The sequence below is a fragment of the Bacteroides sp. UBA939 genome (genome assembly GCF_002293435.1).
GTDB lineage: Bacteria > Bacteroidota > Bacteroidia > Bacteroidales > Bacteroidaceae > Bacteroides.
Genome location: NZ_DBDF01000001.1, coordinates 1 through 2,334, shown reverse-complemented (window position 1 = coordinate 2,334; position 2,334 = coordinate 1). Strand labels below are relative to the sequence as shown.

Genomic DNA, 2,334 nt, shown 5'->3' with positions numbered 1-2,334 from the left:
TTAAATGCTGCGCTATGTTATTTCACCAAACGCCCCCCTTGCTCCGTATCAACTCCGTACCAAGGCCGTACCTGCTCCATATAGAGGTACCTTTATACGGAGCGGGTACGGAGTTGGTAATGCTTTGACACGGTTTTGGTACGGAGTTGATATGGTTTCGGATTTATTTCATACCTTTGTCGCTTCCAAAAAAAACAAGAGAACCAATATTAAAAACAAAATATGGAAACAATTGAAAACAAGTACATTAGCATAGCCTATAAATTATACGCTATAGAAAATGATGAAAAGGATTTCACCGAAGAAGCCACCGCAGAGAACCCTTTCCAGTTTATTTCCGGCTTGGGCCTGACTTTGGAAGCATTCGAGGACCAGGTGAAAAATCTGAAGGCAGGAGATAAGTTCGACTTTATCATCGACTGCGAAGACGCTTATGGAGAAATTGACGAAGCGCACATTATTGAGCTTCCTAAACAAATATTTGAAATCGAGGGCAAATTTGATAGCGAACGTATTGTCGAAGGTAATGTGGTTCCTCTGATGACTTCTGAAGGACAACGCATTAACGGAACCGTGCATGAGATAAAAGAAGAAGTAGTCGTAATGGATATGAACCACCCGTTGGCAGGCTGCGCTCTGAACTTTGTCGGCGAAATTCTGGAAAGCCGTCCGGCAACCAATGAAGAATTAACCGAAATCGCCCAAATGATGAGTGGCGGCGGATGCGGTTGCGGTTGCGATGATTGCGGCGACGGATGCGATAGCCATAATCAGAATTGCCAGGGCGGATGCTGCCATTAGAAATTGAAAGTTGAAAATTGAAAGTGGAAAATTAAAAGTGGAAAGTGGAAAGTGGAAAATTAGTGGCCTCACGCTGCATAGCAATTTTCCACTTTCCACTTTCCACTTTCAATTTTCCACTTTCCACTTTCAATTTTCAACTCTTACCCGTCATTATCTCCAGCACCAGTTTATCCGTCTCATTCATTCCTGTCGAACCTATCTTAGTCAGGTTACGGATACTTTGGTCTACGTCTTTGTCGATAATTCCTTCTACGGAAGTTACACAGCGGTTTTCCATAGCCATGATGGCGGAAAGAACTGCGGTGGACACGCCGGTAGTCACTTTCAGGGCACAACTGGGTTTGGCGCCATCGCAAATCATTCCGGTAAGGTTAGCTATCATGTTCTGAACGGCAAAGGCTACCTGTTCGTAAGCTCCTCCCATCAGCCAGGTGATGCCGCAACTGGAACCTGTAGCGGCAACCACACAACCGCATAAAGCAGAAAGACGCCCCAGACTTTGCTTGATATAGATAACCGTCAGATGGCTCATCATCAAAGCGCGAATCAGTTCTTCTTCCGATTTGCCGTTTTCTTCGGCGTAAACCAATATAGGCAAGGTAGCGGATATGCCTTGATTGCCACTGCCGGAATTACTCATTACCGGAATCATGGCTCCTGCCATACGGGCATCACAAGCGCCCGACGTATAAGAAAGGATATGCGAGAAAAGACTGTCCCCCATCATCTTATGTTCATAAGCGCCACGCAGTATCTTACCCAGGCCATGACCATAATCACCTTCGAACGACCGTTCGGCAGCCGCCTTATTTAAACGGGCAGTTTCGAGGATAAAGCTGATTTCATCCAGCGGAGCATTCAAAGCAAAATCATACACCTTGCGCAGACTTAATTCCAGAGAACCGGTTTCTTCATCATCTCCGGTCACACAGTGTTCTTGCAACAGGATGTCCCCGTTATGTGCCAGATATATAAAGGTGGTGTGTCCGCCGGCAATCACTGCCGTTGCACGGTTGCCGCCGGCTTCACAACAGACTTCAATGTACAACTTTTCCGCCGTATCTTCCTTGAGGGAAATGCGGATGCGTTTCTCTTCAATGAAACGTTTGCCTTCCTCTACTGCATCGGGGGTGCTGTTTTTCAACACTTCCAGTTGATATTCCGACTTACCTGCCAACGCACCCAGCGCAACCGCAATGGGCAAGCCTATCATACCCGTCCCGGGAATACCTACTCCCATTGCATTTTTTAGGATATTGGCACTCAGCAGCACATTAATCTTTTCCGGTTTCATTCCCAGTGTTTCTGTGGCTTTTGCCACGCACAATGCCACTGCTATAGGCTCTGTACACCCAATGGCAGGCACTACTTCCCGGTGTACCAAGTCTATGATTTGCTTTCTTTCCGATTCATTTATCATTGTTCCACTAATTTTAGAGCCTGTTTAAATTTTGCTCAAAAGGTTTTTATTCAGCCTGAATAATTCATGCTTCAGGAGTTTATAAGTAGGAGTAACTTGCTTCTCCTCCT

At 45.8% G+C, this 2,334-nt stretch carries 2 protein-coding genes; one reads left to right on the top strand and one right to left on the bottom strand.

What is annotated here, in order from left to right; all coding sequences use genetic code 11:
• The first annotated feature begins 222 nt into the window (after nt 1-222).
• Complete coding sequence (locus B2Z67_RS00010) at nt 223-801, top strand: FKBP-type peptidyl-prolyl cis-trans isomerase (RefSeq protein WP_291527760.1); 579 nt, start codon at nt 223-225, stop codon at nt 799-801.
• 136 nt (nt 802-937) lie between these two features.
• On the opposite strand, the gene B2Z67_RS00005 is transcribed toward B2Z67_RS00010, so the two are convergent.
• Complete coding sequence (locus tag B2Z67_RS00005; RefSeq protein ID WP_291527759.1) at nt 938-2,224, bottom strand: serine dehydratase subunit alpha family protein; 1,287 nt, start codon at nt 2,222-2,224, stop codon at nt 938-940.
• Between the last annotated feature and the right edge of the window lie 110 nt (nt 2,225-2,334).

Coding starts and splice junctions, on each gene's coding strand:
- B2Z67_RS00010 (WP_291527760.1), top strand. CDS start 223: ATGGAAACAATTGAAAACAAGTACATTAGCATAGCCTATAAATTATAC.
- B2Z67_RS00005 (WP_291527759.1), bottom strand. CDS start 2,224: ATGATAAATGAATCGGAAAGAAAGCAAATCATAGACTTGGTACACCGG.